The organism is uncultured Candidatus Kuenenia sp. (assembly GCF_900696675.1).
Lineage (GTDB): Bacteria > Planctomycetota > Brocadiia > Brocadiales > Brocadiaceae > Kuenenia > Kuenenia stuttgartiensis_A.
This window is the reverse complement of sequence record NZ_CAADGZ010000003.1, coordinates 1-18,597: the sequence shown is the minus strand read 5'-3', so window position 1 is coordinate 18,597 and position 18,597 is coordinate 1. Positions and strand designations below refer to the sequence as shown.

The window sequence follows — 18,597 nt, the reverse complement described above, 5'->3', positions numbered from 1 at the left end:
GTTGAGATTTTAACTTTTTCCAAAAGACTTAAATTTCACATACACAAAGCTTTGCAGCCTGAATTATGCCAAAAATAAAAGTTAAATTTTAACCCGTTTGGAGTATAACGTGCTCTTTCTTTTAACTTTTAACCGGGTTTTAGACTAAAATGGAAGCTATTGGTTTAATAATTTTGTTTATTATAGGTATGGGCGCTGTCATTGCAGAAATGTTTGTTCCCGGTATGATTATTGGCATCTGTGGTGTTATCTGCATAATTACCAGTATTGTCCTGTCGTATCATAATAACCATACTATCTTAGGTCATCTCCTCTTGGGATGCGGCCTTTTTTCCACCCCCGTTTTACTGATACTTTGGTACAAAATATTTTCTAAAATGTTTTCAATACATGAATCAGAGGAGGGATTTTCCTCAGCCAATGAATCTCTCAAAAACTTACTATTCGCAGAAGGTATAACACTTACCCCTCTCCGGCCATCCGGCATTGCCCTGATCAACGGGGAAAGAGTTGATGTGCTGACCGTTGGTGATATGATAGAGAAAAACAAAAAAGTTACGGTCATTGAAGTCGGGGGAAACAGGGTTGTGGTAAAAGCGGTTCGATCATAACACGGCAAAGCCGTAACCAATAATTTAAGGTAATAACTTTCAATTCTTGCCATTTTCATAAAAAAAGTAACAAAGAATATATTATAGATAGTGCTCATTTTTTTAACCCATTAACCCATAAAGGAGATATCCATTGATACCTTTTCCACTTCTTGCAGTTCAGGCGCAATTAGCCCTTCTGGGAATAATTGTCGGCGGAATAATCATATTTATTCTCATGCTTTTTATTTTCAAGTATGGCTGGATTTATATCCAGGCATTGGCTTCCGGAGCGCCTGTGCCACTTATACAACTTATCGGTATGACATTAAGACGGGTAAATGCAAAAATAATTGTTGACGGTAGAATCATGGCAAAAAAGGCAGGAATTGATATTGATACCCCCACACTGGAAGCACACTATTTAGCAAAAGGACATGTGTTAAATGTAGTTCAGGCGTTAATTGCCGCAAATAAGGCAAATATCGAATTGAATTTCAATCGTGCCTGCGCCATAGATCTTGCTGGCAGAGACGTGCTCGATGCAGTAAAAACCAGTGTAAATCCGAAGGTAATTGATGTTCCTGACCCTAAGAAAGGCAAAGGGACTATAGACGCTGTTGCAAAAGATGGTATACAGCTTAAGGCAAAAGCCAGGGTAACCGTAAGGGCCAACCTTGAAAGGCTAGTTGGTGGCGCAACAGAAGAAACCATTATTGCCCGTGTAGGTGAAGGAATTGTAAGTACAATCGGTTCTGCCGCAACCTACAAGAAAGTTTTAGAAAGCCCTGACGATATATCAAAAACCGTACTAGGGAAGGGACTTGATTCAGGAACAGCCTTCGAGATATTATCTATTGATATTGCTGATATAGATGTAGGTGATAACATCGGTGCAAAACTTCAGGCAGACCAAGCTGAAGCAGATAAACGTGTAGCACAGGCAGAAGCGGAAAAACGCCGTGCAATGGCCGTTGCCAGAGAGCAGGAAATGTCCGCTCTCAATGTAGAAAACAGGGCAAAGGTTATTCTGGCTGAGGCAGAAATACCAAAGGCGATTTCTCAGGCATTTAGAGATGGCAACTTTGGTGTTCTGGACTACTACAATTTACGAAACATTCAATCAGACACTGAAATGAGAAATTCTATTTCTCAGTCAGGGAAAGATTCACCAAAAACGGAATAGGTGAATCCGTGTAAAATGGGCAAGCTTGTTTGCAGTTGATTTTTTTCTGCGTTACTGTTTAAAGAGAAAGCGATATGGAAATCGATATTCTTCAACTAATCTGGTTTGTTTTTATAGTAGTGATATTACTGGCGGGCATAATAAAACGCTCCTTAAACAGAAAATCCCAGGAAAGGTTTTCAGGGAATAATGTTCGAAGGCGAGAAGAAAGCAGGGATATCAATTCGGGAAAACAGCAAGGCAAATCGGGATGGCAAGACTTACTGGATACTATGTATGGAAATGAACATCTACCGGTTCAAACCCAAAAGAAGGTAAAGGGAGGGCAGAGGCAGGCCACCTATTCAGAAACAATGGCAAATGAATCTGCCGAAAGCAGGGCAGTAAAATCAGAAGCCCGGAAAACACCAGAATTCCGTGCGGTAATTGAAGATCGGCATCTTAAGTCTGCTCCGGAAAAAGATGTTTTCAAATCAACAATACAAGGTCAACGCATCCATTCAACACTCTCTGAATCAAAAGAGGCATATAAGAAAAAAACAAGCCCAAAACAAGCCGGCATACATCCTTACAAGATTCACCAAAAAGAGGGACCCAAGGATGCCATAATCTTTTCTGAAATTATTGCTCCACCGTTAGCATTAAGAAGAAAACGTTCTCTTTTCAGACACAGACCTTAAACTGAAAAGGGGAGCATTCCCTAATAATAGGGACACATCCTATTTATTCATGGCACGATAGATAGCGAGATGCTATAAACAGAGACATGTCTCGAATAGCAAGAATGGTAGTGGCGGGGACGGGTGAAAAGGATAAAGGCCAGGAATCTTCTGGAACGGTTACGGGGGTATGAGAATGATGCACTGAGGTTTATGGACAATAAACACGTTCCCTCCACGAACAATCGGGCTGAAAACGATATCAGGATGACGAAGGTTCAGCAGAAGATATCTGGTTGTTTCTGTTCTCTGGACGGAGCGAAGATTTTCTGCCGCATCCGTAGTTATAGTCAAACAAGTCAGGTTTTCGAAACTTAAACCAGCAAATACAGGCGATTCTCACTATATTTTTAGAAAATCAGAGGCTTTTGGCTATATCTCTCGACCTGCCGAAAACATGGGGTAAATTTAAGCCAGGCATTACAGATGTTATTTCGCGGCGAATTACCTGATTTTGTTCACTCGTAACGACAGTAGGTGAAAATACGCTGAATGGGATAATTAGGACACTTCCCATATTGCTTGCTTGATCTTGTTGGAAAAATAAGAGAAGTGTCCCTATACAATATTCACTATATTCATACATATCGAAACAGTCTGTTTTTGCCGTTTTATACAGACTGTATAATCATTGTTATGTGGCAGGTATTCAGCGATCATCTAAATAAAATAGTAGTCAGCCGAACATTTTCTTGCCATTCTTTACTAAAGTAGTTAAATTTTTCTGTGTGCTGATTCTTGGATTTTTAATTGAGAGGTGGAGTAAATGATTACGAAAACTTTAGATGGACACATCGAGATTACCGAAGGTATCACCGGTGGTAAGCCGAGAATAGCTGGACATCGTATTACCGTTCAAAATATTGTTCTTTGGCACGAACTGTTGGGACGTAGCGCAGACGAAATTGCTGCTGAATATGATCTGACTTTAGCCGATGTTTACGCTGCTTTGGCCTATTACTACGATCATCGCGCTGAAATTGACAAATCGATTGAGGAGAGTGAATCTTTTGTAGAAGCATTACGTCAAAAAACGCCTTCAAAAGTATTGCAAAAATTAAATGAGTAAAAAGCTTAAGTTTTATACAGACGAACATGTATCCAATTCTGTTGTGAAAGGATTGCGACTTCGAGGCGTGGATGCTTTGACGACAAAAGAAGCTGGGATGTTGGGCGCAGATGATAAGGAACATATAGCTTTTGCCATGAAAGAAAGAAGAGTCATATTTACGCAAGATGAGGATTTTCTGAAGCTACATTCAAGAGGTGTTAAACACAGCGGTATCGTGTATGCTCACCAACGTACTCCAATTGGCGACATTGTAAGAGGACTCATGCTAATTTATCAAGTACTCGAATCAGATGAGATGGAAAATCATCTTGAATTTTTGTAAGATATAGTAATTATAGTAAGATATTTACTCTGAAATTGAGACACAAGAAGCGAGGTCAGTTCCGACCACATAACATCGGCTGGAGTTGACCGCGGGCTCCGGCTTGTTGGCTGGGTTTGGTGCCCTCTCAGATCTTATTTTAAATTAGCTGGTGCAGTGCTTCCTTAGGCCCGCCGCAACTCAGCCTCGTGTTAGCCCTTGAAAAACAGGAGAGCGACGCTTTGAACAAAATTTACATTCCAACTTCAAGCGCGGAGCAGTGGGCTCAATTTCTTGCTGAGCCAGTCAATCACTGGCGTAAAGGATATTCCGCTCGCACCCTCGCGTATTCGTGGCAAGAGGCCAACGGTTTTCCGATTGAGGTGGGTTCGGTTCTGTCTTCCACATTTCCAGCAGTAGAACTATTGCTGGCCCTGCCTGAGCATCAGGTTCCATTACCCGGTGGTTCGCGTCCCTCGCAAAACGACATTTGGGTTCTGGCCCGTTCACAAGGCCAACTCGTTTCTATCGCGGTAGAGGGCAAGGTTTCAGAGCCGTTCGGCCCGACCATGCAAGAGTGGCAGGCAGAGTCCAGCCCCGGCAAAGCAGAGCGCCTTGCGTATCTACTCTCTCTGCTGGGCTTATCCTCAGCTCCAGACGCCACGCGCTACCAGCTACTGCACCGCACAGCGTCGGCCATAATTGAGGCGCAACGTTTCAACGCGGCTCATGCCGTCATGCTGGTTCACTCGTTCAGCCCGTCCAGTGAGTGGTTCCAAGACTACGCGGCATTTGTGGCGCTCATGGGCGGCGGCGCAACAGAAAACAACATGGTTTCGGTTAGTTCTCGGTCTGGTGTTTCACTTCATCTTGCATGGGTGCGCGGCAATGCCAGCTACCTCGGCAAGTAGAGCGCCTTGTTAGGTACGGTAGACAAACAAATAAAAAAGAGAATAATGGCGACTGACTTAACAAAAACACAATGGACTGGAATTTTGTTAAATGAAGAATTGACAACAGAGCTTGACTTGTCAATTTTCCGGACCCTTTATTCATTTGAAGGGCATAAGGCATTTGCAAGTCAAGTTGGCGTGATTTTAGGCTACAAGGGAAAATCCCCTCATGGGGCATTAAATCTTGAAATGAAATTATAAGGACACCTCCCATATTTCTTGCTTGATTTGGTGGAAAAATAAGGGAAGTGTCCCCTTCTTTTTGTTTGTCTATTGTGTTGAAAAAATTAAAAAGCTTGAAATCTTTTTCATTTTTGTTTTATTAGTGCTCGATTTTATGGGAAAAACAATTTTCTATCATCTTACTATCATATCTGAGTATGACGATGATCTACACCCATGTCTTGAACAAAGGTGGTCACGTGTCCAAAGTCCAGTCGATAGGTTGTAGGTCGGTTTATACAGACTGTATAATCATTGTTGGGTGAAAGGATAAACATACATGGCACTGTGGAAGATTACCGACAAAGGCTCTGTCCATAAATAACTCATACAAATAATTATTTTACCCTGACTAACAATTCACTTTGGGCATGATTGTATAATTCCACTCACCATGAAAATCTGCCTTTATATTTGTATGAGTTATTTGTGGACAACTCCAAAGGTCCTATCAAGGTTAAGGAGACAAGGTTTAAGCAAGAGAAGCTGCTAGAAGAACATCTTGAAGATTGGATAGCAAGCGATCCTTCAATGTTGGGTGAACCATTGCTGGTCTTCGGGCGACAAGTAATTATTCCTGATACCAAAGACCGTCTTGACCTTCTTGCTGTTGATTCTAATGGATCAATTGCTGTTATAGAACTGAAACGGGGTCAACTCAAAGATCCAGTCGATGTGCAGTGTCTGCGTTACGCGAGCTATGTATCAAAGTGGCGTTTTGAAGATTTCGAAAATATCGCAAGGAACTATTTTTGGAAAAATGGTGATGCTGAATTTAACTTCAATGATATGTTCGAATCCTTTTGCGCAGAATCCGGTGTCGACTATATCCCCGACATTAACACGGAACAAAGAATCATCATCGTTGGATCATCTGTAAGGGAGAAGCTTGGAAGTGTCGCTTTATGGCTACGCGAACACTCAGTTGATATTAAATTGATTGAGGTTCAGGCTTACAAGGAGGGAGACAATCTTTTTATTGAACCTACCACCATTGTACCAATGACGGTCAGCCGATTTGTTTCCGTCGGAAAGCGCGGAACTGAATCTCAGCCTTGGTCTACCGATGGTAAATCTTGACACCTTGAAAAACGATGTAGCCCTAAAACCAAAGAAATGCTTTTGCTCCTTGATCAGATCGTTCAAGAAGAATTTGAAATTGAGGTACCCCGCTGGGGTCAGAAATATTATGTGGCCTATCCGGTAAACAACTATAACTGGCTATGCGTGCACACAAAACCGCGGTTTCTTGTAATAGATCTCCTCGTCAAGGCAGGGGTTTTCAAGACCGATGATCTTGCCAAGCGCCTCGGAGTTGAAAAATTTGATACGGACGAAACCTTAGCTGAGAAACTTGGCATGCCGAGTACCGTCTTCGTCAAGAATCGGAATCAAAAATCTGACAGAATTAGACTTAGGGCTAAGGAAGATTTTGATGTTAGGTCACAGTCATTCATTGACTTTATGCGAGACGCCTTCAAGTCATTTCCAAAATGATCGAATTACCCAACATCACAATGCACCTGACCAGCTACAGCCTGCGGCTTCCGCTGTCAGGTGATTGTGGGCGTTAGCCCGATAGTGAAGCAATGATATTATTCCTGAAATAAGGAGAGGAGGTAATGCAATGACAACAGTCGAGGCAATTGAAAATGATATAAAACGACTCTCGCAAACCGAATTAGCTGATTTCAGACGCTGGTTTGCAGAGTTTGATGCAGATGCATGGGATGCACAAATAGAAGCTGATGCTGCAGCCGGGAAACTTGATGCGCTTGCCGAGGAAGCACTTGCCGAATATAAGGCAGGCAGGGTACGAGAAATTTGAAACACTACGCATCATCCAAATTCTGGCGTAGTCTTGAGGCACTACCACAGCAAATAAGGGAACTTGCACGCCGTAACTACAAATTACTACGAGAAGATCCGATGCATACGTCGTTGCATTTTAAATCGGTATGTAAAGGTCGTTATTGGAGCGTTCGTATTGGATTGTATTATCGGGCACTTGGTGTACCAGTGCCAGATGGTGTGCAATGGTTTTGGATTGGAACTCATGATGAGTACGATAAATTATTGGGCTAACAAGGCGCTCCACCAGACCGCTATTCCGCTGGCACTCCATAGCGGCAAGTGAGCTTTGTCATTATGTACGGTAGGTACGGTAGACAAACAAATAAAAAAGAGAATAATGGCGACTGACTTAACAAAAACACAATGGACTGGAATTTTGTTAAATGAAGAATTGACAAGTCTAGTTGGAGTGATTTTAGGCTACAATGGAAAATCCCCTCATGGGGCATTAAATCTTGAAATGAAATTATAAGGACACCTCCCATATTTCTTGCTTGATTTGGTGGAAAAATAAGGGAAGTGTCCCTTTTTGTTCGTATATATCCAATAAATTTTCTTTTAATTCATCTAAATTTTCTCCCTGGCTTTCAAATTCGGGATACTCTTGTATGTGCCCGACATACCACCCATTCTCTTCTTTATAAATAATGCTTATTTTCATGCATATACCTCGATTAAGTTGTAAATTTTTTTTACTTTAATTTAAAACGTGCTGCCTGCCCTTCTTCTTTCTCACCTTCAATCCCTTCCACCTTTATACGCAGACGCAGATCATTCGCGCTATCGGCGTAGGCAATAGCGTTTTCGTAAGTTATTTCCCCCTTTTTTAAAAGATGAAATAAGGACTGGTCCATGGTCATCATCCCTTCCTGATTCCCTTTTGCCATTGTTTCCTTCAATAACCCTATTTCCTTTTTCAAGATAAGATCCTTTATCCTTGGGGTGTCCAGCAATACTTCAAAGGCGCCTGCCCGCTTTCCCTCTTTTGCGGGGATTAATCTTTGCGAGATTATTGCCCGCAGATTCAGCGAGAGTAGCATGTATATTTGTTCGTGCCGTTCCGGAGGGAAGAAGTTTATAATCCTTTCAATCGCCTGGTTTGCGTTGTTTGCGTGGAGCGTTCCCAAACAAAGATGGCCCGTTTCCGCAAAGGTGATGGCCGACTCCATTGTTTCGGTATCGCGGATTTCTCCCACCAGGATGACGTCCGGCGCCTGGCGCAAGGTATTTTTCAGTGCATTGTGATACGACAAGCTGTCCAGTCCGATTTCTCTTTGTGTGATAACAGATTTTTTATGTCTGTGCACAAACTCAATGGGATCTTCTACCGTAATTATGTGGCCTGAATTATTCTCATTCCGGTGATCAATCATCGCCGCCAGTGTGGTTGATTTCCCTGAACCGGTTGCGCCAACTACCAGCACAAGCCCTCGTTTTGCCATGGCAATGTCTTTGAATACCTGGGGTAGCCGTAAATCGTCAATAGACTGAATGTTTATCTTTATCTGCCTGACGACAAGGCCGACATTCCTTTGCTGAAAAAAAATGTTTACCCTGAAACGTCCAAGCTCCGGATAATACAGGGCTAAATTCATTTCCATTTGTTCGTAAAAATCTGCCCTTTGTTTTTCGCTCATTATTGATTCGGCAAGGGTGCGGGTGTCATCGCCCGTTACTATTTCCTGACCGGCGGGAATGTTGTTCCCTTCCTTCCTGAACACAGGGGGCAACCCAACGGTAATGTAAATATCAGAAGCATCCAAACGCACCATTTCTTGTAATAAATCTTTAATTTCCATGGAAAATCTCCCTGAGAATTTACTTTATGCCGTCCAGGGCAGAGGGGGTGCTCACAAAATTCCTGATTGATTCTTTGGAAACAAGACTGTTCCTGCACAAATCCAACAGCGCCTGATCCATTGTCTGCATGCCATGCTGGCGTCCGGTTTGCAATGCCGAAGGAATTTGGGCAATCTTATTCTCCCTGATCAGATTTCTTACGGCTGGGGTGCCGATCATAATTTCTAACGCTGCGATACGCCCAAGCCCTTCCTTTCTCTTGATCAGTTGCTGGGCAATTACCGCCTGAAGCGATTCGGACAGCATGGTGCGGATTTGCTGTTGTTGTTCCGCGGGAAATACGTCGATTATTCTGTCAACCGTTTTCGGCGCACTGGAAGTATGCAACGTGGCAAGTACGAGATGACCGGTTTCTGCGGCGGTGAGCGCCAGCGATATGGTCTCAAGGTCTCTCATTTCTCCCACCAGAATAACATCAGGGTCTTCGCGAAGCGCCGATCTCAGGGCGTTAGCGAAACTATGGGTATTTGACCACAGTTCCCTTTGATTAACGAGGCTGTTTTTGGACTTATGGACAAATTCTATGGGGTCTTCAATGGTAAGGATATGACATTTATATTCCCGGTTAATGAGGTCTAACATAGCCGCCAGCGTGGTGGATTTTCCGCTGCCGGTAGGCCCTGTTAAGAGGATGAGTCCCTTCTCCTTTTTCGTCAATTCCGCCACAATAGGTGGCATATTAAGTTGTTCCAGAAGCGGGATTTTTTCCGGAATGGTTCTGAACACAATAGACTCGCCCCTGTTCTGCAGAAAGGCGTTCACCCTGAAACGTCCGACGCCGGTTATTGCAATGGCAAAATCCAATTCATAGTGTTCCTCATATGCCTTGCGTTGCTGGTCATTAAGAATATTATACAAAACCGTATGCACATCTTCCCTCATCAATGGCGGCATGTCAATTTTTCTCATATCACCATGGATACGGATCATGGGTGGTTCGCCGGAACTTATATGCACATCCGACGCGCTTTCTTTAGTTGCAAAAGCGAGGAGTTCCATTATATCCATTTATCGTCCTCCAATAACGACATTTCGTATTCGCACATGAGGCCCGCCGTCGCTGACGCGTAAAGGCGATTGACCGCCCTTGCCACACCCTCCCATACCCCCATAAATTTCAAGATCGTTTCCAATTGCATCAATATTCATGAGTGTCTCAAATACGTTTCCGGTAAGAACTACATCGCGTACTCTTTCTTTCAACTGTCCGTTGCGTATAATGTACGCCTCTTCCGCACTAAAGGTAAACATCTCCGTGTTGGTTTGTCCCCCTAAGGCGCCGATTGCGTAAATACCATCATCAACTTCCGATAACATTTTTTCGAAGGTATCATTACGCGGCTCCATAAAGGTATTCGTCATACGGACGATGGGTTCATTGCCATAACTGATGGCGCGTGCATTGCCCGTAGGCTTTTCATTCATCTTTGCTGCCGTTTCCCGCGAATGAAGCCTGTTGGCTAAGATACCATTTTTAATAAGATACGTCTTTTGCGTTGGAGTCCCCTCGCTGTCATACTTGTTGTATCCGGCTTCACCTACTAATGTACCGTCATCAACAATCGACAGGGCATCGGAGCCAAAACGCTTCCCAAGAACCATGATCTCCCGCAATTGAGCGTTTTCATAAATAAAATCCGCCTCACTGAGGTGTCCAAATGCTTCATGGACAAATACGCCGCACAGCTTGGGATCGATGATGACCGTATATTTGCCGCCATTCACCGGTTTTGCCGAAAGCTGGTCAACCGCGCGTTTTGCAACCTTCTCACATTCCTGTTCCATCTTTAATACATTATTATACCCGCGCAAGTCTCCTACGGAATGATATGCCTGCTGGACGTTCATGCCGTCCCTTGCCATAGCGAGCAGAGAGATGCCGCAAAAAATCGTTTCCTGCACTATAAAGCTCCCTTCGGTATTGGCGAAAAACACTGTGCCGTGTGAATCCAGATACCGGACATTGGACGTCTGTATTTGTTTTGAAGAAAGAATGATCGTGTTGTATTTGTCGCAAAGCGACTGTTTTTCTTTCAAGGATATTTCCGCCGGGTCATTGACAACTGTCGTTTTTGTATGATCGTTTATTATGGGTGTGGGGGCAAGCTGGCTTTTATTCTTTCCAACGAATTTTGCCTGTTCACAAGCCATTTCAATGTATTTAGGAAGATGTTCTATATCGTTAAAGGCGACAAAACCCCAGCCGCCGTTTACCAACGCCCTTACGCATCCGCCAAAAGAGCTTTTTTCACCGATACCTTCAAGCTCTTTTCCCACATAAGTGATACCCGTACTGACCCCTTCATGGACACGAACCTCAGCGTAGTCCGCTTTTGCCAGTTTTAATGCGTTTTTTATCATTTTTTCCATTTAGGTTATCCCTTTTAAAATTAAGATTATCAAATCCTTATTACCATTGAACCATTTGTTCAGTCCTCCGTCCTCAATCTGCCGACTGCCGATTGCCGGCTGCCAAATTACCCTACCAACAGATCAAATGCCTCTTCGTCAAGAATAACCACGCCAAGCTCTTTCGCCTTGCCCAGCTTTGAGCCTGGGTCTTCTCCGGCAATGAGATAATTTGTCTTCCCGCTCACGGCAGACGAAACCCTCCCCCCGAGGCGCTTGATAAGTTTTTCCGCATCGCTGCGGGAATATTTTTGTAGTTTGCCGGTTATTACAAAAGATTTTCCCGCTACTTTACTGCTTTTCCGTGGTATATCTGACGTCAGTTTTTCGGTATTTACTCCTTTTGCAACAAGCTTTTTTATAATTTCCCGTGTATGTTTGTTTTGGAAAAATTCAACAATGCTTTGTGCTACAACGGGCCCTATCTCATGTATCTTTTTCAGTTCATCTGCGGTTGCATTTAACAGTTTCCCGAGAGAATCAAAATGCTCCGATAACACTTCTGCGGTGTGCAAACCAACGTTGTGTATACCCAAAGCGCAAATCAGACGGTCAAGGTCACGTCCACGGCTATTTTCAATCGCACTTATAAGATTGGATGAGGATTTTTTCCCCATGCGCTCAAGATTAACAAGGTCATCATACTGTAGGGAAAAAATGTCCGAATAATCATCCACGAGGCCTTTATCCACCAATTGTTCGATAATGGCGGGGCCAAGCCCTTCGATATCCATTGCGTCTCTGCCCGCAAAGTATTGGATGCGCCTTTTCGTCTGCGCCTTGCACAACGGGTTGTGGCAGCGCAAATATACTTCACTGTTATCCCGGTGTACAGGGCCTTTGCATACAGGACAGCAGGCAGGTTCAACAAAAACCTTTTCCCGTCCGCTTCGCTTTTCTTCCAGTACTTTTACGACTTGCGGAATAATTTCTCCCGCTTTTTGTACAACAACATAATCCCCCACCCTGACGTCTTTTCTCTTTACTTCGTCAAAATTATGAAGTGAAGCGCGGCTTACCGTCGTACCCGCGAGCAATACCGGCGCAAGATTGGCTACAGGCGTGAGCGTGCCTGTTTTCCCTACCTGAACAACAATTTCCTCAATCCTTGTTATTGCCTGCTCAGGCTGAAATTTAAATGATATCATCCAGCGGGGAGCCTTACTTGTCGCCCCCAATTGCTCCTGAAGTGCAAGGGAATTCACCTTTATGACCATCCCGTCCACCATATAGTCAAGGATTCCGCGTCGTTTATCCCATTCGTTACAATACCGTACCACCTCATCGATATTTTTGCATAATTGCGCGTACGAGTTTACCGGAAGCCCTATCGCCTTGATAAAATCAAGGCACTGTACATGCGACTCCAATTCCATTCCTTCAACATATCCTATAACATAGGCAAACATTTTGAGTCGCCTTTTCGCGGTAATACGGGGGTCTAAAAGCTTTAATGACCCTGCCGCCGCATTTCTGGGATTTGCGAACTGAATCTCTCCTTTTTCTTCCCTTTCTTCATTTATCCGCTGGAACTCTTTATTTGGCAAATAAATTTCTCCTCTTATTTCCACAACCGGCGGTATTTTATAGTGTGCGCCCGATACGGAAAGTTTTAATGGGATTTGCCGGATTGTTTTAAGGTTTGCAGTGACGTCGTCCCCCCGGAAACCATCACCGCGGGTGGCACCCCGTACAAACAATCCGTTCTCATACCAGAGTGTAATAGCTATTCCGTCAATTTTTAATTCAACGACATATTCAATATCTGTATTGGCATCGATGCCGGCCATGCGTTTTATTCTTTGATCAAACTCCTTCAACTCCTCATTTGAATAGGTGTTATCTATGCTCAACATTGGTTTCTTATGTTCCACGGTGGGAAACTGACTGATTGGTTGGTCTGCGACTCTTTGGGTGGGGGAATCCGGCGTTATTAATTCAGGATGTGCGCTCTCAAGGTTCTGTAACTCCCTGAGTAGTTGATCATATTCATAATCAGAAATCTCAGGATTATTTTCCACATAATACTTATAGTCGTGATACCGTATAATGCAGCGGAGTTGTTCTATTTTTTCTTTTACCGTTGACGACACTTTTTTGTCTTAACCATTTAGAGAAAAATTTATGGAAAACCAGGTTCTCCCTGATGTAATTTTCAGGATGAAAGGATTTTTAAGCTGCCAGTATAACAAACTTTATATAAGAGTCAACGTATTCTGTTATAATGGCAGAATCACTTGACTTTGTTCTGCATTTTTTATAAACTCGCAAAAGCTTGTTTTTAGCGTTACGTATGTAACTAATATTGGAATTTTTCAAAAAACTGAATTGCTACCGCTGAAAAATGTCTGTTGTTTTTCATAAAGGAAGTCAGGATTTGCAGCGTTTAATTATTTGCTGTGTTGATGGCCGTTCGGGGAAAACCTGCATAATTGAATCACTTTTTCATTTTAATGATGTGGTAATTAACCACATATTTTTTTATAGATCCCGCATAAAGGGGTGATGAATTATGGTTAAAGGAAGTGATTCTAAAGTTTTCTTTGAGTTGTTAAAAAAACCTCAGGAAAAAGACGGTGTTCAAAAAGAAGAATTGCAACCAAGTGCAGAGACTGCAGGAACAACACCGCCGCAAGAAGTTGGAACGCTGGTTACGAAGAATGAAAAGCCGGAGTCTAAAGACTTACCCACGAATCCACCACCTGCATCCGCTTCCTCAGAAATGAGGGGAAAATCAGGACAATCTGACCCTTTACAATGGATTAAAAACACAAGTACGGAAACGCTTTCGATTGAAAAAAAGACGGAGAAAAGGTATACAACGCCTGGTCAGATTACGCCAGAACCCATTCCTTCAAAGCAAACAATTGCTACGCCGCCTGCTCCTTTGAGAGATGAAGTAGTGCTACGTAAAGACGAGGTGGTACTGCGGCAGGAAACGCTCATCATTGGCGCCATTGCGGCTACTTTTCTCTCCGTTGCCTGTTTCTTTGTAGGACACAAAGCGGGGTACAATAAGGGAATAACCAACCAGGCGGAAGAGTGGCTGGAAACAATAGAGCCGAAGAAAACTCAACATGGAGGCATTGGACAGTTAAAGCCCATTGACGCGCCGAAAGAGAAGACGACAAAGGATACTGCTTCGAAAGTTGAAAAGAACTCAGGCAGCGATGCGAAACTTGTTATCCAGGATAATGCGATAATAAAGGATCGGTGGACGATACGCGTAATTTCCTATAAAAATTCAAAGGCAAATGTGCAACGCGCCAAAGAAATAGCAGGTATGTTGCAGGAATCATTAGGTTATAGCTCTTTTGTTGTCAACACGGGAAAAGAGCTTTTTGTTTGCGTGGGAGAATTTGACGATTTGAACAGCGCGGACTTAACGAAAACCCAAAGGGACGTCGGCAATTTCGAATATCAAAATAAAAAACAGTTTTCGGGATGTTATCCCGTACGTATGAGATAAAATAAGGAGGAGAAATATGAGCATTGATAAGAGTTTAAAACCAAAAGGTAAACTTTCGAGGCCAAGAAATGTGTATAGAAAGGTGGAACGTATCGCAATACTTAAGGCAGAGAATCGCTGGGATCAGGATACCTCTGTTTTTGGTCTCCCTAAGGTAAAAGTGGAAAAACTAAAGCGAAAAGGCAAGGCCCCAAAGAAAGTTGAACCGGAAGAAACAGGAAAAGCAGGAAAGGCAGGAAAGGCGAAAAAATGATTGCCAGCAGGATGTCTAATATAGACTCCTCCGGCATCAGAAAGGTCTTTGACCTTGCGCAAAAAATGAAAAGTCCGGTAAACCTCAGCATAGGCCAGCCGGACTTTGATGTTCCCGGAGAGATCAAAGAAGTAGCGATTAAGTCGATAAATGAAGGCGCAAACAAATACACATTGACGCAAGGTATACCAGAACTTCGCAATGTGCTGATGGACCGCCTTAAAAAAGACCGAGAGGTGACTACGGAAGATATTATGGTCACTTCAGGCGTTTCGGGTGCATTAACCTTAGCGATTATGACGCTGGTAGATCAGGAAGACGAGGTAATAATTCCTGACCCCGCTTTTGTTATTTACAAACACATGGTGAATTTTTGCAGCGGAAAATCAGTGTTTGTCGATACATATCCCGACTTCAAATTATCAGCGGAACGTATTGAGCCGCATATCACAAGAAAAACCAAAATAATCGTCATAAACAGTCCTGCTAATCCCACGGGGGTGATGAATACGCCGCAGGAGCTAAAAGATATTGCAGAACTGGCAAAAAAACATGACCTGCTGGTAATTTCCGACGAGATATATCATGACTACGACTATAACAACGAATTTGAGAGTATAGGAAAGTATTATAATAAAACGCTTATACTTGACGGATTCTCCAAATCCTTTGCCATGACCGGTTGGCGTTTGGGTTACGCAGCAGGCCCGGAAACGATCATAAAGGAAATGATAAAACTTCAGCAATACACCTTTGTGTGCGCCCCTTCCTTTTCACAATACGCAGTGTTCCGGTCATGGGGATTTGATCTGAGCAAATATATCGCGGATTACAGGAAGAAGAGGGACATGATGTACGAAGGGCTGAAAGACAAGTTCCGGATCATAAAACCCGAAGGGGCTTTTTACTTCTTCCCGCAGGTTCCCTGGGGGACCGATGAAGAATTTGTTATGGCCGCCATCAAGAACAATCTGTTAATCATTCCGGGCAGCGTATTTTCTGAACGCCACACACATTTCCGCATTTCTTACGCCGCTACAGAAGAAACCATCGAAAAGGGCATAAAAATTCTTAACGGCCTCGCGTGATCCCCACATTCATTACATAAGCAGATGAATGCTCATGTTCACACCTAAGCTGGCATAGCCAGAACTAAACAAGTACGAAGCACGAAATCCGAAACAAATTCTAATGACAAAATGATTTGAAATGCTAAACAAGCGCATCTTTCGTATTTCGTGCTTCGTATTGTTGGGTATTTTGGGATTTGTTTTGAATTTTATGCTTTGTCATTAGAGTTTGTTTCGTATTTAGCATTTCGGATTTCACCATTAAATATTTTGCAAAAAAATGCAAAGAAATTACAGATAAGGTACTATCAATAAGTTGAGAAGTTACAATAATTGAACCGTTTAACTATTTTACACCTGCATACAAATAGCCTTGATTGCTAAAAAAATATATTGGTATTTTATTGGCTTTTTTGGAGGAATCGCCATCCTGTTCTGGGGACTGGATGACATTGTCGGTATCCACAGAGACGAAGCGATATTTGGCCTCTTAGCGGAAATGATTCTTGAAGGAGTGCGGCCTCTCACCGGTATTTTCAACAATTATACATCTCCGGTACATTCATACATGCTTGCTGTTTGCGTATGGTTTTTTGGGAATTCTGTATGGAGTCTGCGGTGTCTGGGTCCCGTCTTTACCCTCATAACCATTATTGCAATTTTTGATATTACACGGCAACATTGCATTAACCGGGCGCGATGGACAGCCGGACTTCTTCTCACCTTCCCGCCCGTTGTCATGCTTTCACGGCTTTGCGGAGAAGTCTTTGTGCTTAATCCCTTTTTCTTTTTCGGAACAATTTGGATATACGTAAAACTCTGTAATAACGCAAAAAAATACGTCCGGATAACAGGATGGATACTCGCCGGTTTTGTTCTGTCGTTTGGAATCTGGAATCACGTAATTTTTCTCCCAAGCGCAGTTTCTCTCGTCATTTGCTATGCACTATTCATGTGGCCCGGACTGCGGTGTTTTTTAATCCATGGTATGTTTTGCCTTATCGGGTTTTCAATTGGGCTGATACCACGGTTTGTTTCAATGCTTGCGCTGGGAATGGACTTATTTCCCCAAAAACCTTCCATTCCGCCGGCTTCATTGAAAACCGCTCTCTTAAATCTTCTCTATACCCTATCGGGAGACGGACTTTACGCGCGGTTTTCAGGGGGGAGCATCCTTCCCTTCGTATGGGGAATCCCGGCAATATTAGCGATCTTCGCAACAATATTCCTTATTTCAAAACATGATAAAACAGAAAAGAAGATGTTTTGGGGTATCATTACCTTTATTGCCATTAACTTTGCCGGTATATGGCAAATTACGCCATTCGGTTCTGTCGGTTCGCGCATATGGCTGATTATCGCATGGGTATTACCTGTTTTCTTAGGGTTTTGCAAGACAAACGCTAATAGAGGGATGTGGCGTGTTTTGGGAGGTATTGTGATTTTAATAAATTTGATATTGTTGGCTACAAATTATTATATTCCAAACAGCCGTTCAAACGGCGTAATAGAACCTTCTATTTATGTGGGCGGTAAAACCGACAATACATGGGATTATTACGATCACCGCCAGATCACAGAAGCACTGCTTCAGTCAGATGCAGAATACATTTTTATTTCCAATATTAACGTATTTACCTTCTACTATTTAACTCCGGAAGATCAAAGACACAGGATAAAACTGCTTTGGCCCGTCATATTGGGAGGCGGAGGAAATACCCCGGAGAAAGAAAAGCTATACGGGCAGATAACCTACAAAGGGCAAATGCCCAAAACCGCCCTTTTTGTTTTTTATAACACAGACAAAGATTATCTGGCACATTTTATACAGCAACCGTTTTACAACATGACGGCTCAGGTAAAGGACATTGCCGTTCCAGGAGGATTTCTTATTTACCGTTTAAAATAATATTGCAACATATTTGTTACGTGGTTAAATGGTTAAGGAGTATGTAAAAATGAATCAACGAATCATTCCCCTTGTCCCTCTTCCTAACGAGGAATTTTTAAAATTCCTATTAATAAAGGTGTATTTATTATCTTGCACTTATGGGAGAATGTCCACCACAATGATAGACCGGAAAGATGTTTTTATGCTGGTTGGATTATTTTGTGGAGATTGTAAAGATACCGCTATTAGGGGACTCTTTAATATTGCGTGTATACACCCAGCCTACCTGCCCTTTTGCGGTTTTTACAAAAGCCGCCTTTTCCATTCTATTGATAAACACAATTTTTTCCCCGTGATGCGCTTTCCCAATTACACCGGAGAGTTTGCCATTTTTATAATTTTCCCATAAATATATTTCTTCCTTTGTTATCGTTATACTACTTTTGCTCCTACCTCCCATAAGTCTGAATCCGCTCGTTTTTTGAAGTGATTTCGCTACAAATAACACGAAGGCTGCGATAATAAATAGTAGTATAGTGGTGGTGAGCAGCTTTTTTAGCACGATGACATTCTTTTACACTTTTTTTAATCTGATGAAAAAAACAGGACAATTGTCAGGTGGTATAGTAAAAAGCATTTATTTTTATAAAAATCTGTTTTTTTCTTGCATTTGAATTGTTTCTAGAGTATTAAATTCTGCATGAATCCATTTCTCAGTGAAAAAACCCGAATAGAATTTAAAAAAGCA

At 42.6% G+C, this 18,597-nt stretch carries 22 protein-coding genes and 1 pseudogene; 17 read left to right on the top strand and 6 right to left on the bottom strand.

The annotated features are described in order from the left end of the window. Positions 1 to 149 precede the first annotated feature (149 nt). From QZT26_RS01065 to QZT26_RS01005, 13 genes and pseudogenes are all read left to right on the top strand, one after another. Positions 150 to 611: an NfeD family protein gene (locus QZT26_RS01065; protein WP_164995449.1), complete on the top strand. Its 462-nt coding sequence runs from the start codon at positions 150 to 152 to the stop codon at positions 609 to 611. Positions 612 to 744: 133 nt separating this feature from the next. Next, positions 745 to 1,776: a flotillin-like protein FloA gene (floA, locus tag QZT26_RS01060; RefSeq protein WP_261345343.1), complete on the top strand. Its 1,032-nt coding sequence runs from the start codon at positions 745 to 747 to the stop codon at positions 1,774 to 1,776. A gap of 74 nt (positions 1,777 to 1,850) precedes the next feature. Next, complete coding sequence (locus QZT26_RS01055) at positions 1,851 to 2,456, top strand: hypothetical protein (protein WP_164995450.1); 606 nt, start codon at positions 1,851 to 1,853, stop codon at positions 2,454 to 2,456. A 114-nt stretch (positions 2,457 to 2,570) separates the two neighbouring features. Then, positions 2,571 to 2,963, top strand: a pseudogene (locus QZT26_RS01050) (transposase); the annotation flags it as partial. A gap of 298 nt (positions 2,964 to 3,261) precedes the next feature. Then, complete coding sequence (locus QZT26_RS01045; RefSeq protein WP_099325946.1) at positions 3,262 to 3,564, top strand: DUF433 domain-containing protein; 303 nt, start codon at positions 3,262 to 3,264, stop codon at positions 3,562 to 3,564. Continuing rightward, positions 3,557 to 3,889, top strand: a complete 333-nt coding sequence (locus QZT26_RS01040) for a DUF5615 family PIN-like protein (RefSeq protein WP_295100089.1) — start codon at positions 3,557 to 3,559, stop codon at positions 3,887 to 3,889. The genes QZT26_RS01045 and QZT26_RS01040 overlap by 8 nt, the downstream gene beginning before the upstream one ends. Before the next feature lie 221 nt (positions 3,890 to 4,110). Beyond that, positions 4,111 to 4,779: a hypothetical protein gene (locus QZT26_RS01035; protein ID WP_295100087.1), complete on the top strand. Its 669-nt coding sequence runs from the start codon at positions 4,111 to 4,113 to the stop codon at positions 4,777 to 4,779. A 45-nt stretch (positions 4,780 to 4,824) separates the two neighbouring features. Then, positions 4,825 to 5,022, top strand: a complete 198-nt coding sequence (locus QZT26_RS01030; RefSeq protein WP_295100085.1) for a hypothetical protein — start codon at positions 4,825 to 4,827, stop codon at positions 5,020 to 5,022. Between the two features lie 450 nt (positions 5,023 to 5,472). Next, positions 5,473 to 6,123: a hypothetical protein gene (locus QZT26_RS01025; protein ID WP_295100084.1), complete on the top strand. Its 651-nt coding sequence runs from the start codon at positions 5,473 to 5,475 to the stop codon at positions 6,121 to 6,123. 42 nt (positions 6,124 to 6,165) lie between these two features. Next, on the top strand, positions 6,166 to 6,540 hold the full coding sequence (locus QZT26_RS01020) for a hypothetical protein (protein ID WP_295100082.1): 375 nt from the start codon (positions 6,166 to 6,168) through the stop codon (positions 6,538 to 6,540). 130 nt (positions 6,541 to 6,670) lie between these two features. Continuing rightward, positions 6,671 to 6,871 carry a hypothetical protein gene (locus QZT26_RS01015; protein ID WP_295100080.1) on the top strand — a complete coding sequence of 67 codons (201 nt, stop codon included), beginning with the start codon at positions 6,671 to 6,673 and terminating at the stop codon, positions 6,869 to 6,871. A 159-nt stretch (positions 6,872 to 7,030) separates the two neighbouring features. Continuing rightward, positions 7,031 to 7,180, top strand: coding sequence for a hypothetical protein (locus tag QZT26_RS01010; RefSeq protein WP_295100078.1), 150 nt, complete (start codon positions 7,031 to 7,033; stop codon positions 7,178 to 7,180). Positions 7,181 to 7,234: 54 nt separating this feature from the next. Next, the gene (locus QZT26_RS01005) at positions 7,235 to 7,369 is read left to right on the top strand and encodes a hypothetical protein (protein ID WP_295100076.1); all 135 of its coding nucleotides are present in this window, start codon (positions 7,235 to 7,237) and stop codon (positions 7,367 to 7,369) included. On the opposite strand, the gene QZT26_RS01000 is transcribed toward QZT26_RS01005, so the two are convergent. The 5 genes from QZT26_RS01000 to ligA form a co-directional block, all read right to left on the bottom strand. Beyond that, on the bottom strand, positions 7,364 to 7,558 hold the full coding sequence (locus QZT26_RS01000; protein ID WP_295100074.1) for a hypothetical protein: 195 nt from the start codon (positions 7,556 to 7,558) through the stop codon (positions 7,364 to 7,366). The genes QZT26_RS01005 and QZT26_RS01000 overlap by 6 nt on opposite strands. A gap of 31 nt (positions 7,559 to 7,589) precedes the next feature. Continuing rightward, positions 7,590 to 8,696 carry a PilT/PilU family type 4a pilus ATPase gene (locus tag QZT26_RS00995; RefSeq protein ID WP_164995455.1) on the bottom strand — a complete coding sequence of 369 codons (1,107 nt, stop codon included), beginning with the start codon at positions 8,694 to 8,696 and terminating at the stop codon, positions 7,590 to 7,592. 19 nt (positions 8,697 to 8,715) lie between these two features. Beyond that, entirely contained in the window at positions 8,716 to 9,765 is a 1,050-nt protein-coding gene (locus tag QZT26_RS00990; protein WP_295100070.1) for a type IV pilus twitching motility protein PilT, read from the bottom strand. After that, positions 9,766 to 11,127 carry a TldD/PmbA family protein gene (locus tag QZT26_RS00985; protein WP_295100069.1) on the bottom strand — a complete coding sequence of 454 codons (1,362 nt, stop codon included), beginning with the start codon at positions 11,125 to 11,127 and terminating at the stop codon, positions 9,766 to 9,768. Positions 11,128 to 11,234: 107 nt separating this feature from the next. Then, the gene (ligA, locus tag QZT26_RS00980) at positions 11,235 to 13,259 is read right to left on the bottom strand and encodes an NAD-dependent DNA ligase LigA (protein ID WP_295100067.1); all 2,025 of its coding nucleotides are present in this window, start codon (positions 13,257 to 13,259) and stop codon (positions 11,235 to 11,237) included. 419 nt (positions 13,260 to 13,678) lie between these two features. Here ligA and QZT26_RS00975 point away from each other — a divergent pair, with 419 nt between their 5' ends. The 4 genes from QZT26_RS00975 (at position 13,679) to QZT26_RS00960 (ending at position 17,867) form a co-directional block, all read left to right on the top strand. Further along, positions 13,679 to 14,635, top strand: coding sequence for a hypothetical protein (locus tag QZT26_RS00975; protein WP_164995459.1), 957 nt, complete (start codon positions 13,679 to 13,681; stop codon positions 14,633 to 14,635). 16 nt (positions 14,636 to 14,651) lie between these two features. Continuing rightward, positions 14,652 to 14,888, top strand: a complete 237-nt coding sequence (locus tag QZT26_RS00970) for a small basic protein (protein ID WP_295100065.1) — start codon at positions 14,652 to 14,654, stop codon at positions 14,886 to 14,888. Continuing rightward, the gene (locus tag QZT26_RS00965) at positions 14,885 to 15,976 is read left to right on the top strand and encodes an aminotransferase class I/II-fold pyridoxal phosphate-dependent enzyme (RefSeq protein WP_295100063.1); all 1,092 of its coding nucleotides are present in this window, start codon (positions 14,885 to 14,887) and stop codon (positions 15,974 to 15,976) included. Before QZT26_RS00970 ends, QZT26_RS00965 begins: the two co-directional genes overlap by 4 nt. A 355-nt stretch (positions 15,977 to 16,331) precedes the next feature. Further along, positions 16,332 to 17,867: a glycosyltransferase family 39 protein gene (locus QZT26_RS00960; RefSeq protein WP_099325927.1), complete on the top strand. Its 1,536-nt coding sequence runs from the start codon at positions 16,332 to 16,334 to the stop codon at positions 17,865 to 17,867. A gap of 196 nt (positions 17,868 to 18,063) precedes the next feature. On the opposite strand, the gene QZT26_RS00955 is transcribed toward QZT26_RS00960, so the two are convergent. After that, entirely contained in the window at positions 18,064 to 18,411 is a 348-nt protein-coding gene (locus QZT26_RS00955) for a hypothetical protein (RefSeq protein WP_295100059.1), read from the bottom strand. Positions 18,412 to 18,597 lie beyond the last annotated feature (186 nt).

Excerpts from the sequence above, each read along its gene's own strand:
- QZT26_RS01065 (WP_164995449.1), top strand. The coding sequence starts at position 150 with ATGGAAGCTATTGGTTTAATAATTTTGTTTATTATAGGTATGGGCGCT.
- QZT26_RS01055 (WP_164995450.1), top strand. The coding sequence starts at position 1,851 with ATGGAAATCGATATTCTTCAACTAATCTGGTTTGTTTTTATAGTAGTG.
- QZT26_RS01045 (WP_099325946.1), top strand. The coding sequence starts at position 3,262 with ATGATTACGAAAACTTTAGATGGACACATCGAGATTACCGAAGGTATC.
- QZT26_RS01040 (WP_295100089.1), top strand. The coding sequence starts at position 3,557 with ATGAGTAAAAAGCTTAAGTTTTATACAGACGAACATGTATCCAATTCT.
- QZT26_RS01030 (WP_295100085.1), top strand. The coding sequence starts at position 4,825 with ATGGCGACTGACTTAACAAAAACACAATGGACTGGAATTTTGTTAAAT.
- QZT26_RS01015 (WP_295100080.1), top strand. The coding sequence starts at position 6,671 with ATGACAACAGTCGAGGCAATTGAAAATGATATAAAACGACTCTCGCAA.
- QZT26_RS01005 (WP_295100076.1), top strand. The coding sequence starts at position 7,235 with ATGGCGACTGACTTAACAAAAACACAATGGACTGGAATTTTGTTAAAT.
- QZT26_RS01000 (WP_295100074.1), bottom strand. The coding sequence starts at position 7,558 with ATGAAAATAAGCATTATTTATAAAGAAGAGAATGGGTGGTATGTCGGG.
- QZT26_RS00995 (WP_164995455.1), bottom strand. The coding sequence starts at position 8,696 with ATGGAAATTAAAGATTTATTACAAGAAATGGTGCGTTTGGATGCTTCT.
- QZT26_RS00990 (WP_295100070.1), bottom strand. The coding sequence starts at position 9,765 with ATGGATATAATGGAACTCCTCGCTTTTGCAACTAAAGAAAGCGCGTCG.
- QZT26_RS00985 (WP_295100069.1), bottom strand. The coding sequence starts at position 11,127 with ATGGAAAAAATGATAAAAAACGCATTAAAACTGGCAAAAGCGGACTAC.
- QZT26_RS00975 (WP_164995459.1), top strand. The coding sequence starts at position 13,679 with ATGGTTAAAGGAAGTGATTCTAAAGTTTTCTTTGAGTTGTTAAAAAAA.
- QZT26_RS00970 (WP_295100065.1), top strand. The coding sequence starts at position 14,652 with ATGAGCATTGATAAGAGTTTAAAACCAAAAGGTAAACTTTCGAGGCCA.
- QZT26_RS00965 (WP_295100063.1), top strand. The coding sequence starts at position 14,885 with ATGATTGCCAGCAGGATGTCTAATATAGACTCCTCCGGCATCAGAAAG.